The following is a 16,899-nucleotide window of genomic DNA, read 5'->3' as shown; positions in this document are numbered from 1 at the left end:
GCCGCCGTCGCCGGGGGACCCCAGGTCGCGGGCGGCTGTGCCGGGCGGATGCGGTCCGTCCAGGCTTTGCCGTCCCACCAGCGTTCCGTGGCGGGCCCGTCAGTTGTCTGTCCGGGGTCGGGGTACCACCCGGGAGGCGTCTCCTGCGTCATGCCCCCACCGTATGAGGCGTCGGTGAAAGAGGCATGAGAGGAGTCGGACTCCGTCGTTCCACAAGCAGCCGCGCGGGCCCGCGACAGGAAGGCGGCGGAAGCCGCAGCCCGGCCCGACCCGGTCGACCAGTCGGCCGAAAAGCGCCGCCCCGACGGGACGGAAGAAGAACGCGAGCGCGAACGGGGCGTACGTCTTCACCAGACCCCCGATCCCACTGCCGCCCTCCGGCGTGACGAACCGCGCCACGATGATCGTCGCGAAGGAGACGTAGACGCCGAACTCGTACCACTCGACGGGGTCGCCCACCGACCCCGCCCCCAGCGCCCGTCGGCCCCCGCGTGCCCCCGGTCCCGGTGAATGGCCGTCACCTCCCTTGCAATTGCACGCCGTTGACCCGAAAGGCGGCTGGTGACGGGCCGGATGCGTCGCCCGTCCGCCCCCGGTGTCACCCGTCACGGCAACAGGTGCCCCGAGCATCCTCCACTCAGGCAATCGGACGGCTACGCTCGACGTCTGTACGTCGTTCGGGCGACTTGGGGAGGTAACGGGATGACGGAGGTACGGCCCACGGCCGCCTCCTCGGCTTCCCTGTGGGAGCGCGACGAGGAAGTCGCCGCCGTCACGCGGGCGGTCGACGCTCTGTGCGCGGACCGCTCCTCGTCCGGCGGACTGCTGGTCTTCCGCGGCGATGCCGGACTCGGCAAGACCGCGCTGCTGGCCGAAACCCGCCGCATCGCCGAGGCACGCGGCTGCACCGTCTGGTCGGCCCGCGGCGGCGAGACCCTCCGGTCCGTCCCCTTCAACGTCGTACGGCAGTTACTGCAGCCGGCGCTCATGTCGATGCTCCCGGAGGAGGCGCGCGAGTACCTCGGCGACTGGTACGACATCGCCGGCCCCGCCCTCGGCATAGCGGACCCCGGCGACCGGCAGGCCGACCCGCAGGGCGTGTGCGACGGCCTGGTCGCCGCGGTGCGCCGGCTCGCCCGCCGGGACTGGCCGCTGGTGCTGCTGATCGACGACGCCCACTGGGCCGACCAGGAGACGCTGCACTGGCTCGCCTCCTTCGCCGAGCGCATCGACGAGATGTCCGTCCTGGTCGTCGTCACCCGCCGCCCGGACGAGGCCCCCGGCGCGAGCGCCCGCCACCTCGACAGGGTCGCCGCCGCGGCCGGCCCCGTCACCACCCTGAGCGCCCTCACCCCGGACGCCACGGCCGGACTCACCCGCGCCACCCTGGGCACGCACGCCGACGCCGCGTTCTGCCGCGAGGTCTGGGCCGTCACCGCAGGCAACCCCTACGAGACCGTCGAACTCCTCGCCAAGGTGCAGGACAGCGAACTCGAACCGGTCGAGACCCGCGCCGGGGAGCTGCGCGAGCTCAACCGCTCGGCCCGCGGCGGCGGCCTCGTCGCCCGCCTGGAGGAACTCGGCATCGACGCCACGCGGTTCGCGTGGGCCGCCGCCATCCTCGGCACCGGCATCTCCGTCGACCTGGTCGCCAAACTCGCCACCCTGAAGCCCGAGGACGCCCGCCGGTGCGCGGAACTGCTGCGCACCGCCCGCATCCTCACCGCCCCGGACCCCGCGACCGGGCGGACCGCCGACGGCGACCTGGAGTTCGTCCACCCGCTCATCGCCACCGCCGTCTACAACTCCATCCCGGACGCCCTGCGCACCGCCATGCACGGCATCGCCGCCCGCATCGTCACCGACGAGGGGCACGGCGCCGCGGCCGCCGCCCGCCACCTCCTCGAAGTCCACCCGGACGACGAGGAACTCGTCGGGCAACTGCGCGAGGCCGCCCGTGAGCACCTCGCCGTCGGCGCCCCCGACGCCGCCCGCCGCTGCCTGGAACGCGCCCTGAAGGAGCCGCCCCGGCCCGAGACACACCCGCACGTGCTGTACGAGCTGGCCGAGGCGACCTTCCTCACCGCACCCGCCCGCACCATCAGCCAGCTGCGGGCCGCGCTCGGCATGCCCGGCCTCGACGGCGACAAGCGGGTGGACGCCGTCTTCCGGCTCTCCCAGGCGCTGCTCCACAACGACCAGCTGGAGGAGGCCGTCCGCACGGTCGAGGCGGAGGCCGCCCGGCTCCGGCCCGGACCCGCCCGGATGCGGCTGCAGGCCGTGCACTTCATGTGGGAGGGCATCCACGCCGGCGAGGCCACCTCACCCGACCGCTCCCGCCGGCTCGCCGACCTCGCGAGCACCTGCACCGGCCGGGACAACTCCGAACGCGCCCTGCTCATCCTGCGCGGCTTCGACGCCCTGATGCACGGGGAGAACGCCGAGGTCGTCGCCGAACTGTGCGACCGTGCCCTCGTCAACGGCCGCCTGGCCCCCGGCCTCGGCTGGACCGACACCGAGTGGGGCATCGAGCTGCTGCTGATGCTCGCCAACGCGTACGCCTTCACCGACCGCCTCGACCGCGCCGAGGCCCTCTACAACGAAGCCCTGCGCGCCTACGAGACGGCCGGCTGGAGCGGCGGACACCTCGCCCTGGCCCACGCCTACGTCGGACTCGGACACCGCAGGCGGGGCCGGCTGAAGGAGGCGGAGGCGGCCCTGCGCGAGTCGCTGCGCCTCGCCGAGCGCGTCGGCCGCGGTCTGCCCCTGTACTGGTCCGCGACCTGCAACCTCGTCGACACGCTCCTCGCCCGCGGCCACGTCCAGGAGGCCTGGGACGTCGCCGAACACCACGGCTTCGCCCCGCCCTACCCGTCCACCATCGTGCTGCCGGACCCGCGTTCGGTGCGCGGCCGGCTGCTGCTGGCCGTGGGCCGCACCAAGGACGGCGTCAACGAACTGGAGGCCGCCGAGAAGGCGGCGGCGGCCCGCGGCCACCACAACCCGGTGCTCGTCCCCTGGGCGGCCGACCTCGCCCGCGCCCTCGCCACCGAGGACCCGGCCCGGGCCGCCCGGCTCGCCGTCGACGTCCGCCGCCAGGCCGAGCGCTTCGGCACGGACACCGCCATAGGCGAGGCCCTGCGCTGCGCCGCCGCCCTGGAGACCGGCCAGCGCGCGGTCCGGCTCGCCGGCCAGGCCGTCACCTACCTGGAGGCCTCACCCTGCCAGTACGAGCACGCGGCGGCCCGCATCGAGTACGGCATCGCCGCCCGCTCGGTGACCGACCTCCGGCGCGGCCTGGACCTGGCGGTCTCGTGCGGCGCGGACGGACTCGTGGCGCGGGCCCGCGCGGAACTGGAGTCGGGCGCCGGGCCGCGCTGACCACCGCACCCCGGTGACTCAGACGCGCACCAGCTGCTCCGTCACGGCCGCCAGCCGCGCCCGCACACCCGGGTCGTAGGCCGCCTCATGGGCCCGTGCCGGACGCGTCCCGTCGAAGTACCGGCCGCTGCCCGGCTCCCGCGTGGCCAGGGCCAGCACCCCCGCCGCCCCGTCGGCGACCGTGTTCCACGGCGTGACATCCGCCTCGCGGACCATGGCCGTGTCCATGTAGGTCGCCGGGTGCAGCACGTTCACCGCGACACCGGTGCCCTCCAACTCCTCGGCGAGCGCGAAGGTGTGCGCGGCGAGCGCGAACTTGCTGCGGCAGTACGCCGAGACGCCGTCGTAGCCGCGGCTGAACTCGGGGTCGTCGAAGGAGAGGGGTTCCTGACCGGCCGAGCCGACGTTGACGATCCGGGCCGGCGCGTTCGCCCGCAGCACCGGCAGCAGGGCCCGGGTCAGCACCACCGGCGCCAGGTAGTTGACGGCGAGCCGCAGCTCGTGCCCGTCGGCGCTCAGCTCACGGCCCGCCCCGGGCGACCCGAAGCCCACCCCCGCGTTGTTGACCAGTACGTCGAGTTCGGGATGCGCGTCGGCGACATGCCCGGCCAGCTCGCGCACCTGCGCCAGCGAGGCCAGGTCGGCGACGAACGCCTCGGCGTCCCCCTCGGCCCGCAGCTCCTCGGCCAGCCGCTCGGCGCGGTCCGCGTCCCGGCCGTGGACGAGGACGACATGCCCCGAGCGGACCAGTTCGAAGGCCACGTACCGGCCGAGACCCGAGGTGGCACCGGTGATCAGGATGGTCGACATGCCCCCACCGTAGGCACGCGGCGCGCGTCCGAGCGAGCCACCGTCGAGGCTACGACCGGCAGGGTCACCCTGCGGCCGGGTCCTCCTCGGCCAGCACCCGCTGGGCCGTCGCGAACGCCGAGTTCGCCGCCGGCACCCCGCAGTACACCGCCGTCTGCAGCAGCACCGCGCCGATCTCCTCCGGCGTGAGCCCGTTGCGGCGTGCCGCCCGGACGTGCATGGCCAGCTCGTCGTAGTGGCCGTGCGCGACCAGCGCGGTGAGGGTGATCATGCTGCGCTCGCGGCGCGACAGCGTCGGGTCGGTCCAGATCTCGCCCCAGGCGTAGCGCGAGATGAAGTCCTGGAAGCGGGCCGTGAAGGGCGTCTGCCGGGCCTGGGCCCGGTCGACGTGCGGATCGCCGAGGACCTCGCGCCGCACCTCCATCCCGCGTCCGGCCGGCCCGCCCAGGTGGGCGCGGAGCGCGGTCAGCACCGCCTCCGGGCACTGCGCGGGCGCCAGGTGCGAGGCGCCGGGGATCTCGACGAGCGCCGCGCCCGGCACCGCGTCGGCGATCTCCCGCAGGTGCGCGGGCGGTGTCGCGGGATCGTCGCGGCCGGCGACCAGCAGGGTCGGCAGGGCGATCGAGGCCAGCCGGTCCCGCAGATCGAACGCGGCGAGCGCGTCGCAGCAGGCGGCGTACGCGTCGGGGTCGGCCCGGCGGTGGTCGTCGACCAGCCGCGGCACGGTGAACCCGGACGTGAACCAGCGGGCGTCCGCGTTCTCCGCCAGCCCGGCCAGTCCTTCCCGCCGTACCAGCGCGGCCCGCTCCTCCCACGGCCTGGATCCGTTGAAGTGGGCGGAGGAGCAGATCACAGCCAGCGACGACAGCCGCCGCGGATGGTGCACCGCGAGGTGCAGTCCCACGGCCCCGCCCAGTGACACGCCCGCGTACGCGAACCGCTCGATCCCGAGCGAGTCGGCGAGCGCCAGCACCAGGGCGGCGAGGTCGTCCACCGTCGCACCCGCCGCGATGAGATCGGCCGCGGAACCGCCGTGCCCCGGCAGGTCCCAGCGCACCACCCGGTGCGTGATCGACAGCTCGGGCGCCACCTTGTCCCACAGGGCGTACGACGTGCCGAGGGAGGGGCCGAGCAGCAGGGGCGGCGCGGAATCGGGCCCTTCGGCACGGTGGTTCAGCAGGGTCAACGTCGCTCCAGGGCACGGTCGGTGAGGGCCCCCGCGGAGCCCGTGTAGTGGGTCGGGTCGAGGTCGGCGTCCGCCAGCTCGGGCGCCTCGGAGAGGGGGCGCCCCTCGGCGGCAAGCCGGGTGAGGAGCTCCTTGGCCCCCGCCCGGCTCAGCACCGGGGCCAGTTCGGCGGACAGCCGCTCGGAGACGATCGCCCCGCCCGTGAGATCGAGGTGTGCGCGCATGGCCCCGGGCCTGACCCGCAGCCCCTCGGCCAGTTCGACGGCGTCCCGGGCGGCCCCGCCGGCCAGCCGCAGCAGGTCCCGCAGCGGCTCCCACTCCGCGTGCCAGGCCCCGCCCGGCCGTTCGTCCTCCGCGGCCAGCGACCCGTACAGCGTGGCCGCGAGCTGCGGTGCCCGCCGCGCGGCGGAGGCGATGAGCGTGGACCGTACCGGGTTGGCCTTGTGCGGCATGGCGGACGAGCCGCCGCCGCTGCCCTCCGCGACCTCGGCGATCTCGGTGCGCGAGAGGGTGAGGACGTCCACGGCGACCTTGCCGAGCGCGCCCGCCGTGAAGGCCAGGCACCCGGCGAGATCGGCGACGGGCGTGCGCAGGGTGTGCCAGGGCAGGTCGGGTGCCCGCAGGCCGAGTTCGCGGGCGTACGCCACCGGCAGCGCGGTCGGATCGTCCGCTCCGTACGCCCCGAAGGCGGCCAATGTGCCCGCCGCGCCACCGAGTTGGACGGGCAGGGACGCGCGTACGGCCCGTACCCGGTCCCGCGCGTCGAGGACCAGCGACCGCCATCCGGCCGCCTTCAGCCCGAACGTGGTCGGTACGGCGTGCTGGGTGAGCGTCCGCCCCGGCATCGCCGTGTCACGGTGCGCGGCGGCCAGGCGGGACAGGGCCTGCGCGGTGCCACCGAGGTCGGCGAGGATCAGGTCCAGCGTCCGGGCGGCGACCAGCATCGTCGCGGTGTCCATGATGTCCTGGCTGGTGGCGCCCCGGTGGACGTAGGGGCCGTACGCCTCGCCGACGGCCTGCGTGAGGTCCGCGACCAGGGGGATGACGGGGTTGCCGCCCGCGCGGGCCCGCCCCGCCAGGGACCGTACGTCGAAGCCGCCGGAGCCGGCCGCCTCGGTCACCGCCGTGGCCGCCTCGGCCGGGACGAGCCCCAGCGCCGCCTGGGCCCGGGTCAGGGCGGCCTCCGCGTCGAGCAGCGCCCGCAGGTACGCCTCGTCGCTCGTGGCGGACGCGGCCGCCGAGCCGGCCCAGCCGGGGCCGAGCAGACCGGTGTCGTCGGGCGCAGCTGTCACTGGAACTCCAGGAAGACCGTCTCGCCTTCGCCCTGAAGGCGGATGTCGAAACGGTACGTGCCGCTCGCCTCCTCCGCGGCGATCAGCGTGTCGCGGCGCCCGTCCTCCAGCCGGGACAGCAGCGGGTCGGCGGCGAGCACCGCCGCCTCGCCCGGCAGGTAGATACGGGTGTACAGGTGCACGAGCAGCCCCCGGGCGAAGACGCACACGCTGAGGTACGGCGCGTTCCGCCCGCGCGCCCCCGGCCGCAGGGTGCGCGCGTACCAGTGCCCGTCGGTGTCGGTCTGGATGCGGCCCCAGCCGGTGAACTCCACGCCGTTGCGCCCCAGGAACCCGCCCGAGGCCGGGTCGCGCCGCATCGAGCCGTCGGCGGTGGGCAGGTTGCCCTCCGGGTCCGGGCCCCACAGCTCGATCAGGGCGTCGGGCAGCGGCTTGCCCTCGCCGTCGGTGACGTAGCCGTGCACGGTGACCGTGTCCGGGTGCCCGGCGGGTGCGATGTCCTCGCCGCCGCGGAACGGCAGGGCGTGGCCGTAGAACGGGCCGACGGTGTGCGAAGGGGTGGGCAGCACGCTCTCGGGACGGTTGGTGTCGATCCTCGTCATGGCAGGTCAGCGCCCTTCTTCGATCCAGGTGGCCCGCGGGCCGTCCAGCACGATGTCCCAGTGGTAGCCCATGGAGAACTCCGGCACCGACAGGCTGTGGTCGTACGTCGCGACCAGTCGCTGCCGGGCCGCGTCGTCCGTCACCGACTGGATGATCGGGTCGTAGGGGAACAGCGGGTCGCTCGGGAAGTACATCTGGGTGACGAGGCGCTGGGTGAACGCCGTGCCGAAGAGCGAGAAGTGGATGTGCGCCGGCCGCCAGGCGTTGAGGTGCTGGCGCCACGGGTACGGGCCCGGCTGGATGGTGGTGAAGTGGTAGCGGCCCTCGTCGTCGGTGAGGGTGCGGCCCACGCCCGTGAAGTTCGGGTCCAGCGGGGCGTCGTGCTGCTCGCGCTGGTGGGCGTAGCGGCCCGCCGAGTTGGCCTGCCAGATCTCCACGAGCTGGCCCCGCACCGGGCGGCCGTCGCGGTCCAGCAGCCGCCCGGAGACGGTGATGCGCTCGCCGATCGGCTCGCCGTGATGCTGCCGGGTGAGGTCGTTGTCGATCTCGGTGATGTCCCGCTCCCCGAAGGCCGGCCCGGCCAGCTCCACCAGCTCCGGGTCCTTGCTGACGTCGATGGTGACCGGTGGCTGCTTCGGGTGGCGGAGCACCGAGGAGCGGTACGGCGCGTAGTCCCGGCGCGGGTGGTGCTCGACGGGCCCGCCGTCGGCGAGCCGCTTCTCGTAGGCGGCGTGCTCGGCCGCGATCTCCTGGTCGATGTCGTGCTGGGTGAGAGTCATGGGGATTCCTGGAATTCGTGAGGGGAAGCGCGCCCCTTCAGGGGCGCGGGGCTGTGTCGATGTGCGGCTCCGCCGCGCGGGCGCGACCGGCCACGGACGGCCCGCAGCCGCGCGCATTGCTCAGCGTTCCAGAACGAGCGCAAGACCCTGGCCCACCCCGATACAGAGCGTGGCCACACCCACCCCGCCGCCACGCCGGGCGAGCTGATGGGCAACCGTCCCGGCGAGCCGAGCCCCCGACGCGCCCAGCGGATGCCCGAGAGCGATGGCGCCACCCTGCGGATTGAGGATCGCCGGATCGAACTCGGGCCACTCGGCCACACACCCCAGCACCTGCGCCGCGAACGCCTCGTTCAGCTCCAGCACGGACAGGTCGTCGAAGCCCTTGCCGGCCTTGGCCAGCGCCCGGTTGACCGCCTCCACGGGCGCCAGCCCGAAGTAGTGCGGGTCGGTCGCGGAGACGCCGGTGGCCGACACCCGGGCCAGCGGCTCGCGCCCCGTGGCCCTCAGACCCTCCTCGTCGACGAGGAGCAGCGCCGCCGCACCGTCGTTGAGCGGCGACGCGTTGCCCGCCGTCACCGTCCCGCCCTCCGGACGGAAGGACGGCTTCAGCCTGGCCATCGCCGCCAGGGAGGCGTCCGGACGGACGCACTCGTCGGCGGCGAACACCACCGGGTCACCCTGGCGCTGCGGAATCTCCACCGGCGCCGACTCGGCGTCGAAGAACCCGGCCCGCTGCGCCTGTGCGGCCTTCTCATGGGAGGCCAGCGCGAACTCGTCCTGCTGTTCCCGGCCGATCTTGTGCTTGTCCGCGATGAGTTCGGCCGACTCGCCCAGCGGGATCGTCCACTGCGGTTCCATCCGCGGGTTGACCATCCGCCAGCCGAGCGTCGTCGAGTACAGCTCGGTGTGCCCGGCCGGGAAGGGCTTGTCGTTCTTCGGCAGCACGTACGGCGCGCGGGTCATGGACTCGACGCCCCCGGCCAGCGCGATGGACGCGTCGCCGAGCGCGATGGCCCGGGCCGCCTGGATCACGGCCTCCAGGCCGGAGGCGCACAGCCGGTTGACGGTCACACCCGGCACGGACGTGGGCAGCCCGGCGAGCAGGGCGGCCATGCGGCCGACGTTGCGGTTCTCCTCGCCGGCGCCGTTGGCGTTGCCGAAGTACACGTCCTCGATCCGGGCCGGGTCCAGCTCCGGCGTCCGGGCGAGGAGTTCACGGATCGCGTGCGCGGCCAGGTCGTCCGGGCGCACGCTCGCGAGACCGCCGTTGTAGCGGCCGATCGGCGTGCGGACCGCGTCGACGATGTAGACGTCCTTCACCGCACGCCCTCCGGCACGGTCAGCCGGGCGTCGGTCCTGGCCGCGATCTCGTCGGCCGTCACGCCCGGGGCGGTCTCCACCAGCACGAGCCCGTCGTCGGTGACGTCGAGGACGCCGAGGTCGGTGATGATCCGGTTCACGCAGCCCTTGCCGGTGAGCGGCAGGGCGCACTCGGTGAGGATCTTCGGCGAGCCGTCCTTGGCGGTGTGCGTCATGACGACGACGACCGTGCGGGCGCCGTGCACCAGGTCCATGGCCCCGCCGATGCCGGTGATCAGCTTGCCGGGGATGGCCCAGTTGGCCAGGTCGCCCTTCTCCGAAACCTGCATCGCGCCCAGCACGGCGACGTCGATGTGCCCGCCGCGGATCATCGAGAACGACAGCGCCGAGTCGAAGAAGGACGCGCCCGGCAGGACCGTCACCGTCTCCTTCCCGGCGTTGATCAGGTCCGGGTCGACGGTGTCCTCGGTGGGGTAGGGGCCGGTGCCGAGGATGCCGTTCTCGGATTCGAGGACGACCTCGACGCCCTCGGGGAGGTAGTTCGGGATGAGCGTGGGCAGGCCGATGCCGAGGTTGACGTACTGCCCGTCCCTCAGCTCCCGCGCCGCCCGCGCGGCCATCTCCTCGCGCGTCCAGGCCATCAGGACCTCACCGTCCGCTGCTCGATCTTCTTGTCCGCCGCCTGCTCCGGAGTCAGCGCGAGCACCCGCTGCACGAAGATGCCCGGCAGGTGCACCGCGTCCGGGTCGATCTCGCCCGGCTCCACCAGCTCCTCGACCTCGGCGATCGTGACCCGGCCGGCCATCGCGGCCAGCGGGTTGAAGTTGCGGGAGGACTTGTTGAACACCAGGTTCCCGTGCCGGTCGCCGCGGGCCGCGCGGACCAGGGCGAAGTCGGTGCGGATGGCCCGCTCCAGCACGTACTCGGTGCCGTCGAACTCCCGGACCTCCTTCGGCGGCGAGGCCAGCGCGACCCCGCCCTCGCCGTCGTAGCGCCACGGCAGCCCGCCCTCGGCGACCTGGGTGCCCCCCCCGGCCGGGGTGTAGAAGGCGGGGATCCCGGCGCCGCCCGCCCGCAGCCGCTCGGCGAGCGTGCCCTGCGGGATCAGCTCGACCTCCAGCTCGCCGGCCAGGTACTGGCGGGCGAACTCCTTGTTGGCGCCGATGTAGGAGCCGGTCACCCGGGCGATCCGGCCGGCGGCGAGGAGGACCGCGAGGCCGGACTCCATCGCCCCGCAGTTGTTGGAGACCACCGACAGCCCGGCGACCCCGCGCTCGTGGAGCGCCTGGATCAGCACGTTCGGCACACCGCTCAGCCCGAAACCGCCCACCGCGAGCGACGCGCCGTCCGGCACGTCGGCCACCGCCTCCAGGGCTGTGGCGACCACCTTGTCCATCCGAGAAGCCCCATCTCTTCCGAGCGACCCGACCGAATTAATCAGGGCACTGATTATTTCCGCGAAGCTCCCCTCACGCTGCCATCGGGTCGGCGGGGCGTCAAGACCTCGCCGTATACGCCCTCGATCGCTTCCATGGACGGCAGACAGCCCTGCCGTGGCCGGGTATCGTTCAGTGCACCGACGAATACGACCGGCAAGACGAGCGAGGGGTGCACATGGCGGCGGCGGACCTCACCACCCACCCCGGGCACCTGGCCCGGCGGCTCCAGCAGGCGCACTACCTGCTGTGGAACACGATGGTCTCCGAGGAGATCACCTCGCCGCAGTTCGCGGTCCTCAACACGCTCGTCGCCGAGCCGGGTCTGGACCAGCGCACGGTGGGGGAGCGGGTGGGACTCGACCGGTCCACGATCGCCGAGGTGATCAGCCGGCTCGGCCGGCGCGGACTGCTCGACAAGGTCCGCGACCCGCAGGACGGCCGCCGCTTCCTGCTGCGCCTCACCGACGAGGGCGTGCGCACGCACCGCAAGCTGACCGTGCGCACCGCCCGCATGAACCAGGTCTTCCTCGCCCCGCTGACCGCCGAGGAGCGGACGGTGTTCTTCGACCTCATCCGGCGGGTGGCGGACGCGGCCGAGGGACTGCGCAACCCAGAGGAGCCCCTGGTGGCGCCCGGCTGACCCGCGCGGCCCGTGCGCAGGGGTCAGGACGCCTTGGCGTACACCACCCACACCTGGCCCTTCGCGAAGTTCACCGGCGTGCCGTCGCCGGTGGTGAACGCCGTGCCGTCGGCGGCGTCCCCGCGTTTCCAGTTCACGTCGTAGGCCCGCCCGTCGCGCAGCACCTTCGCCTTCCCGGAGCCGACCGTCTCGGTGTACGGCGTGTTGTTGCCGAGGAAGTCGCGGAAGGCGGACTCGCGCACCTTCACGTACTGCACGACGACGGTGGCGGCCGCCATCCGCTTGCCGTCGGCGGTCGTGGCGGGCGCGCCGTCCATGCCGACCAGCCAGCGGTCGCGGGCGTCCGACCAGGTGAAGGTGAAACGGGCCGCCGGGTAGCGCACCGTCTGCGAGGCCGTCGCCGTGCCGCCCGCCGGAGCGGAGCCGTAGCGGAAACCGGTGGTCAGGGCCGCCTGGCCCGGGGCCTCGGGCACGAGCCGCTCGGCCCGCAGGAAGAGGTTGTAGGGGGCGGGCCGGCCGGAGCCGCGGAAGAAGGCGTCGGGGGAGCTGCCCGGGGTCTCCGCCTCCAGCGGCGCCTTGTCGATGAGGGGCAGCAGCTTCTTCTGCGCGCCGGAGAAGGCGAGCGTGGGCCGGTCGAACTGGCGCAGCAGTTCGAGGTCCGACTCGCGTGCGCTGCGCACCGGGCCGACGGTCTCCGGCACCCGGGTCGCGTACACCGCCATCAGCCGGCTCAGCCCGCCCTCGACCTGCTCCACGTACACGACGTCCGCGGCGTCGACGCCCGTGTGGGGCCGGGCCGCGCGAGCGTTGTCGATCTTGACGGCGAGGACGGAACGGCCGGTCGCCGAGGGGGAGGTCTGCTGCTCCGACTCCTGGGCCGATCCGCGCCCGTCGTCGGTGGTGCCGCCCCCGTTCGTGCAGCCCGCGGCCAGGGCCGCCGTCACCGTGGCGGCCAGCAGCGCCGCCGTCGTCGCGGCGCGCCGTCCGCGCGCCCCTCGTCCCATGCCCACCGTCGCCACCGCGCCCCTGTCATCGATTTGTCTTGATTGTGCGCTTATCTGACCATCGATGGCCATACCCGGTCGTGGCCGGCGGGGCGGTGTCCGCGCGGTGTCCGTCGATCGGCCCAAGGTTCAGCGCGGGACGCCCGGGTACCCGGGCGTCGCCGACCGACCGACGCGCACGCTGACGGAGGGAGCGCGAGGCGATGAGGGCAGTGACCTGGCAGGGCAAACGGGATGTGCGCGTGGAGGACGTGCCCGATCCGCAGATCCAGGAACCGACGGACGCGATCATCCGCATCACCTCCAGCGGGCTGTGCGGATCCGACCTGCACCTGTACGAGGTGCTCACCCCGTTCATGACCCCGGGCGACATCCTGGGCCATGAACCCATGGGCATCGTCGAGGAGGTCGGCGCCGGCGTCCCGGACCTCCAGGCGGGGGACCGGGTCGTGGTGCCCTTCCAGATCGCCTGCGGCAACTGCTGGATGTGCCTCACCGGCCTGCCCACCCAGTGCGAGACCACCCAGGTCCACGGCGAGGGCATGGGCGCCGCCCTGTTCGGCTACACCCGCCTGTACGGCGCGGTGCCGGGCGCCCAGGCCGAGTACCTGCGCGTCCCGCAGGCGCAGTACGGACCGATCAAGGTCCCCGAGGGACCGCCCGACGACCGCTTCGTCTACCTCTCCGACGTGCTGCCCACCGCCTGGCAGGCGGTCGCCTACGCCGACATCCCGCAGGGCGGCAGCATCGCCGTGCTCGGCCTCGGCCCCATCGGCGACATGGCCTGCCGCATCGCCCAGGTGCGCGGCGCCGGCCGGGTCTTCGGCGTCGACCTGGTGCCCGAGCGGCTGAGCCGGGCCCGCGCGCGCGGCGTGGAGACGTACGACCTCAGGTCCTTCGACGACGAGAAGGAACTCGTCGCCGCCATCCGCGACGAGACCGACGGACGCGGCCCCGACGCCGTGATCGACGCCGTCGGCACCGAGGCCCACGGCAGCGCGGCCGCCAAGCTCGCCCAGCAGGCCACGGCGATCATGCCCCGCAAGCTGAGCGGCCCCCTCGCCGAACGCTTCAGCATCGACCGCCTCGCCGCCCTCTACACCGCCATCGACCTGGTGCGCCGCGGCGGCACCATCTCGCTCTCCGGCGTCTACGGCGGCATGGCCGACCCGATGCCCATGCTCACCCTGTTCGACAAGCAGATCCAGATGCGCATGGGCCAGGCCAACGTCCGGCGCTGGAGCGACGACATCATCCCGTACCTGACCGACGAGGACCCGCTCGGCGTGGACGACTTCGCCACCCACCGGGTGCCGCTGTCCGAGGCGCCGCACGCGTACGAGATGTTCCAGCGCAAGCAGGACGGCGCGGTCAAGGTCCTGATGCAGCCCTGAGCGGCCCCGGCCCTCAACGGCCGAGGATCTCCGCCAGGTCGTAGCGGACCGGCTCCTGCAACTGCGCGTACGTGCAGCTCTCGGGGGTCCGGTCGGGGCGCCAGCGGCGGAAACGGGCGGTGTGCCGGAAGCGCTGCCCGTTCTCCATGTGGTCGTACGCCACCTCGGCCACCCGCTCCGGCCTGAGCGGCACCCACGACAGGTCCTTCCGGCCCGACCAGCGGCTCGGCGCCCCGGGCAGCCGGGCCTTCTCGTGCGCGGCCTCGTCGGACCAGGCGGCCCACGGGTGCCCGGCCACGTCGTCCATGCGCAGCGGCTCCAGCTCCGCCACCAGCTCGGCGCGCCGCTTCATCGGGAAGGCGGCCGACACGCCCACGTGCTGCAGCGCGCCCCGCTCGTCGTACAGGCCCAGCAGCAGCGAGCCCACGACCGGGCCGCTCTTGTGCAGCCGGTACCCGGCGACGACGACGTCCGCCGTCCGCTCGTGCTTGATCTTGAACATGGCCCGCTCGTCCGGGCGGTAGCGCACGGTCAGCGGCTTGGCGATGACACCGTCCAGACCCGCCCCCTCGTACTCCTCGAACCACTGCCGCGCCACCCCGATGTCCGTGGTCGCCGGCGCCAGGTGCACCGGCGCCCGCACCCCGGACAGCTCCCCGGCCAGCCGCTCCCGCCGGCCGGTCAGCGGGGCGTCCATCAGCGACTCGTCCCCGAGCGCCAGCAGGTCGAAGGCGACCAGTGAGGCCGGTGTCCGCTCGGCCAGCGTCCGCACCCGCGAGTCCGCCGGGTGGATCCGCTCCGTCAGCGCGTCGAAGTCCAGCCGCCCCTCCCGCGCGATCACGATCTCCCCGTCCACCACGCACCGCTCGGGCAACCGCTCCCGCACGGCCGTCACCAGCTCGGGAAAGTACCTGGTCAACGGCTTCCCGGTACGACTGCCGAGCTCGACCTCGTCCCCGTCGCGGAACACGATCGCGCGGAAGCCGTCCCACTTGGCCTCGTACTGCATGCCCGCAGGGATCGCCGCCACGGACTTGGCGAGCATCGGCAGCACGGGAGGCATCACGGGCAGATCCATGCCTCGACTCTAAGAGCCGCCCCAGCCGTCCGCCTGTCGAGCACCGCCGCCGAAAGCCGCAGGTCAGCACGGGATCACCCGCGGATGCGGAGGACTGCCATCGGCGACACACTGGAACGCGTGGCGTGCTCCGACCAGGGGTGCGGACGAGGAGGATCCGCGTGGGCTTCGACCAGCTTCCGCTGACAACGCTCTTCTCCGGTGCCGACGACGCGCTGCTGTCCCTGCTCGCCGAAGCGCCCGCCGAGGCCGTCGAGCAGGCACACGAGTACAAGATCCTCCGCAACGTCCTCGACGGCACCCCGGCCGCCGTGGCCATCCTGGACGAGCGGCTGCGCTTCCGGTACGTCAACGCCGCCATGGCCCGCATGGGCGGTGTGCCCTCCGACGCGTTCCACGGCCGGACCATGGCCGAGGTGCTGCCGGGCGTCCACCGCTCGGAGGACGTCCTGCGCATGGTCCTCGGCGACGGCCGCCCAAGGGCGCTGTCCGTCACCGGCACCACCCGCGCCCCGTCGCCGTTCCGGGAGCGCCAGTGGAGCGCGGTCTACCACCGGCTGGAGCACCACGGCCGCGTGCTCGGCCTGTGCGGCATCGCCGTGGAGGTCAGCGGACTGCGCCAGTACATGGACGACCTGGAGCGGGCCCACCAGCGCCTCGCCCTGCTGGACACCGCCGCGATGCGGGTCGGCACGACCCTCTGCGTCGAGAAGACCTGCGCCGAACTCGCCGAGTTCGTCGTGCCGAGCCTGGCGGACCGGGCGTCGGTGTGGACGCTGGACACCGAGGGAGCCGTCGACGACGTGCCGCCACCGGCCCCCGGCGTCCTGAGGCTGCGCGTCATCGCCTCGGCGGGCGGCCCGGACGTCCTCGGCCGCGTCGGCCTCATCGCCAAGGCCGGCTACTACTTCGACATCCCGCGCGACGCGCCACCCCGCGGCTGCCTGGACACGGGCCGCCCCTGGCTGGCGAACCTGGCCTCCGACGACGTCCTGATGAAGATGGTCCGCACGTCGTTCAACCTGGACGTCTTCCGCGAACTGGGCATCCACTCCATCCTCATGGTCCCGCTGCCGACGCGGGAGCACTCGATCGGCGTCGTCTACCTGTGCCGGGCCGGCGACTCGGGCCCCTTCACCGACGAGGACGTCGTCGTGGCCCAGGAACTCGCCGCCCGTGCCGCCGTCTCCATCGACAACGCCCGGCAGTACACCCTCGAACACACCATGGCACTGGAGCTGCAACGGGCCCTGATGTCCGAGCCGGGCACCCCGCACCCGGACGTCGAGACGGCTTCCCGGTACCTCCCGGCGGGGCAGCGCGCCCTCGTCGGCGGGGACTGGTTCGACTCGATGGCCCTGCCGTCGGGCCGCACCCTGCAGGTGATGGGCGACGTGATGGGGCACGGCTTCACGGCGGCCGTCGCCATGAGCCAGTACCGCTCACTGCTGCGCAGCATCGCCGTCACCGGCGCCCCCGTCGACCGGATCCTGCAGGAGGCCGACCACCGGCTGGCGAGCATCGGCCTGGATCGCGTGGCCACCTGTCTGCTCGCCCTCGTCGACCCCCGCGACGGCAGGTGCACTTTCGCGAGCGCGGGACACCCGCCGCCCGTCCTGCTGCACCGCGACGCCCCCGCCGACCTCCTGCCCGTGCCGACCGGCCCGCCCCTGGGAACCGACCTCGGCGGCTACGAGGCGCTCACCCTGCCCCTGCGCCCCGGATCCGTGCTCCTCATGTACACCGACGGCCTGATCGAGGACCGCCGGATGGACATCGACTCCTCGCTGCGGCGCCTGACCCATCTGAGCCTCGATCTCGAAGGCCCGGTGGAGAGCGTCGTCGACGCCCTCGTCGCGCGGCTCGTGCACGGCACCACCGAGGACGACGTCACGCTGCTGGCCACCCGCCTGCGGACCGCGTGACGCCGGAACGCTCCGCGTGCGAGGCCCGGGACCTGCGCCTACCGT

14 protein-coding genes and 2 pseudogenes are annotated in these 16,899 nt (G+C 73.6%); 4 read left to right on the top strand and 12 right to left on the bottom strand.

Going from position 1 to position 16,899, the window contains the following annotated elements; translation table 11 throughout:
* Positions 1–35: 35 nt before the first annotated feature.
* Together ABZ948_RS18520 and ABZ948_RS18515 are read right to left on the bottom strand one after the other, a co-directional pair.
* Positions 36–152, bottom strand: a pseudogene (locus ABZ948_RS18520) (DUF2510 domain-containing protein); the annotation flags it as partial.
* Between the two features lie 112 nt (positions 153–264).
* Positions 265–474 (bottom strand): annotated as a pseudogene (locus ABZ948_RS18515) (MFS transporter); the annotation flags it as partial.
* A gap of 228 nt (positions 475–702) precedes the next feature.
* Here ABZ948_RS18515 and ABZ948_RS18510 point away from each other — a divergent pair.
* On the top strand, positions 703–3,381 hold the full coding sequence (locus ABZ948_RS18510) for an ATP-binding protein (protein WP_359760768.1): 2,679 nt from the start codon (positions 703–705) through the stop codon (positions 3,379–3,381).
* An 18-nt stretch (positions 3,382–3,399) separates the two neighbouring features.
* Here the strand turns inward: ABZ948_RS18510 and ABZ948_RS18505 are convergent, their stop codons facing one another.
* The 8 genes from ABZ948_RS18505 to ABZ948_RS18470 form a co-directional block, all read right to left on the bottom strand.
* Entirely contained in the window at positions 3,400–4,191 is a 792-nt protein-coding gene (locus tag ABZ948_RS18505; RefSeq protein ID WP_359760766.1) for an SDR family NAD(P)-dependent oxidoreductase, read from the bottom strand.
* A 64-nt stretch (positions 4,192–4,255) separates the two neighbouring features.
* Positions 4,256–5,377, bottom strand: coding sequence for a bifunctional 3-oxoadipate enol-lactonase/4-carboxymuconolactone decarboxylase PcaDC (pcaDC, locus tag ABZ948_RS18500; protein WP_359760765.1), 1,122 nt, complete (start codon positions 5,375–5,377; stop codon positions 4,256–4,258).
* The gene (gene pcaB, locus ABZ948_RS18495) at positions 5,374–6,669 is read right to left on the bottom strand and encodes a 3-carboxy-cis,cis-muconate cycloisomerase (RefSeq protein ID WP_359760763.1); all 1,296 of its coding nucleotides are present in this window, start codon (positions 6,667–6,669) and stop codon (positions 5,374–5,376) included. Before pcaB ends, pcaDC begins: the two co-directional genes overlap by 4 nt.
* Positions 6,666–7,271, bottom strand: a complete 606-nt coding sequence (pcaG, locus tag ABZ948_RS18490) for a protocatechuate 3,4-dioxygenase subunit alpha (RefSeq protein ID WP_359760761.1) — start codon at positions 7,269–7,271, stop codon at positions 6,666–6,668. Before pcaG ends, pcaB begins: the two co-directional genes overlap by 4 nt.
* 6 nt (positions 7,272–7,277) lie before the next feature.
* Positions 7,278–8,051: a protocatechuate 3,4-dioxygenase subunit beta gene (gene pcaH, locus ABZ948_RS18485; RefSeq protein ID WP_359760759.1), complete on the bottom strand. Its 774-nt coding sequence runs from the start codon at positions 8,049–8,051 to the stop codon at positions 7,278–7,280.
* Between the two features lie 120 nt (positions 8,052–8,171).
* Complete coding sequence (locus tag ABZ948_RS18480) at positions 8,172–9,374, bottom strand: thiolase family protein (RefSeq protein ID WP_359760757.1); 1,203 nt, start codon at positions 9,372–9,374, stop codon at positions 8,172–8,174.
* Entirely contained in the window at positions 9,371–10,015 is a 645-nt protein-coding gene (locus ABZ948_RS18475) for a CoA transferase subunit B (RefSeq protein WP_359760755.1), read from the bottom strand. The genes ABZ948_RS18480 and ABZ948_RS18475 overlap by 4 nt, the downstream gene beginning before the upstream one ends.
* Positions 10,015–10,770 carry a CoA transferase subunit A gene (locus tag ABZ948_RS18470; protein WP_359760754.1) on the bottom strand — a complete coding sequence of 252 codons (756 nt, stop codon included), beginning with the start codon at positions 10,768–10,770 and terminating at the stop codon, positions 10,015–10,017. Before ABZ948_RS18470 ends, ABZ948_RS18475 begins: the two co-directional genes overlap by 1 nt.
* Before the next feature lie 218 nt (positions 10,771–10,988).
* On the opposite strand from ABZ948_RS18470, the gene ABZ948_RS18465 reads away from it, so the two are divergent.
* The gene (locus tag ABZ948_RS18465) at positions 10,989–11,453 is read left to right on the top strand and encodes a MarR family winged helix-turn-helix transcriptional regulator (RefSeq protein ID WP_351333913.1); all 465 of its coding nucleotides are present in this window, start codon (positions 10,989–10,991) and stop codon (positions 11,451–11,453) included.
* Between the two features lie 23 nt (positions 11,454–11,476).
* Here ABZ948_RS18465 and ABZ948_RS18460 read toward each other — a convergent pair whose 3' ends face one another.
* The gene (locus tag ABZ948_RS18460) at positions 11,477–12,457 is read right to left on the bottom strand and encodes a DUF3048 domain-containing protein (RefSeq protein WP_359760793.1); all 981 of its coding nucleotides are present in this window, start codon (positions 12,455–12,457) and stop codon (positions 11,477–11,479) included.
* Between the two features lie 203 nt (positions 12,458–12,660).
* Between ABZ948_RS18460 and ABZ948_RS18455 the strand changes: the two genes are divergently transcribed.
* Positions 12,661–13,851, top strand: coding sequence for a zinc-dependent alcohol dehydrogenase (locus ABZ948_RS18455; RefSeq protein ID WP_359760751.1), 1,191 nt, complete (start codon positions 12,661–12,663; stop codon positions 13,849–13,851).
* A 13-nt stretch (positions 13,852–13,864) separates the two neighbouring features.
* On the opposite strand, the gene ABZ948_RS18450 is transcribed toward ABZ948_RS18455, so the two are convergent.
* Positions 13,865–14,929 (bottom strand): ATP-dependent DNA ligase, encoded by a 1,065-nt coding sequence (locus tag ABZ948_RS18450; protein ID WP_359760750.1) that lies wholly within the window; start codon positions 14,927–14,929, stop codon positions 13,865–13,867.
* A 161-nt stretch (positions 14,930–15,090) separates the two neighbouring features.
* On the opposite strand from ABZ948_RS18450, the gene ABZ948_RS18445 reads away from it, so the two are divergent.
* Positions 15,091–16,854: a SpoIIE family protein phosphatase gene (locus ABZ948_RS18445; protein ID WP_359760748.1), complete on the top strand. Its 1,764-nt coding sequence runs from the start codon at positions 15,091–15,093 to the stop codon at positions 16,852–16,854.
* Positions 16,855–16,899 lie beyond the last annotated feature (45 nt).

It is taken from the genome of Streptomyces olindensis, from assembly GCF_040645895.1.
Lineage (GTDB): Bacteria > Actinomycetota > Actinomycetes > Streptomycetales > Streptomycetaceae > Streptomyces > Streptomyces olindensis.
The sequence above is the reverse complement of the archived record's forward strand: the minus strand, read 5'-3'. Positions and strand labels throughout refer to the sequence as shown.